Raw genomic sequence first — 1,120 nt, 5'->3', positions numbered from 1 at the left:
GTCGCGGGAATGTCCAACCTGAGGTTCACCGGTCCGGCTCGATGCTTCGACCGGGAGGAGGACGCCTTTGAGGCCGTCCAGAACCGCACCTACCGCGAAGGCGAAGTCATCGTGATCCGCTACGAGGGGCCGAAAGGYGGCCCCGGCATGCGGGAAATGCTCCAGACCACCGCGGCGCTGACCGGGCAGGGCATGGGCGGCAAGATCGCGCTCATCACCGATGGCCGCTTCTCCGGCGCCACCCGTGGCTTCTGCATCGGCCATGTCGGGCCCGAGGCCGCTATCGGGGGCCCGATCGGACTGTTGCAGGATGGCGACATCATCGAGATCGACGCGGTCGCCGGCACCCTTGACGTAAAATTGAGCGACGACGAGCTCGCTCAGCGCAAAACCAAATGGCGCGCTCGCGCGACTAACCACACGTCGGGTGCGCTGTGGAAATATGCTCAGCAGGTAGGACCGGCGGTCGATGGGGCAGTAACCCACCCGGGCGGCGCGCACGAGAAACAGTGTTATGCGGACATCTAGGCGTGCCATAGTTGCGTTTGTGTTGGGGGCTGCTGCGCTGGCCGCACCGGCGCTCGCCTTCGACGGCGCGCCGGTCAACACGAAGGATGCGACCATCCCCGTGGTCTCCGCCGTGCCGAGTGCGGCGGGCGCGCTGCGCAAGGCCGTGCCGCCGGCGGTGACGGGCCAGGAGACCTCGCTGAGCGCCCTGCAATATGCCGCAGAGGGCGGCCATCCCATCGCGCAGTGGAAGCTCGGCCGTATGTACGCCAATGGCGACGGCGTCGCCCAGGACGATGTGCGCGCATTCGAATATTTCAGCCGGATCGCGAACGCTCATGCCGAGGACAGCCCATCGGCGCCGCAGGCGCAGATCGTGGCCAACGCCTTCGTCGCGCTCGGCCGCTATTATCTCAGCGGCATCCCGAACTCGAAGGTCAAGTCGGATCCGGACCGGGCCCGGGAGATGTTCTCCTACGCGGCATCCTATTTCGGCAATGCGGATGCGCAGTACGATCTCGCCCGGCTCTACCTGAAGACGCCGGACGCCTCGCGCGAGGATTTCCGCTACGGCGCGCGCTGGCTCGGCCTTGCCGCCCAGRAGGGCCAGCAC

General features: G+C 66.9%; 1 protein-coding gene and 1 pseudogene. Both read left to right on the top strand.

Annotated elements, in window-relative coordinates; genetic code table 11:
• Nucleotides 1-528: pseudogene (locus ACXJL8_RS41720) on the top strand (dihydroxy-acid dehydratase); the annotation flags it as partial.
• Nucleotides 515-1,120: tetratricopeptide repeat protein (locus tag ACXJL8_RS41715; protein WP_456687109.1), on the top strand; the 606-nt coding region annotated here is incomplete at its 3' end. The pseudogene ACXJL8_RS41720 and the gene ACXJL8_RS41715, both read left to right, overlap by 14 nt.

It is taken from the genome of Bradyrhizobium sp. P5_C11_2 (genome assembly GCF_054049755.1).
This window is presented reverse-complemented; position numbering and strand designations above follow the sequence as displayed.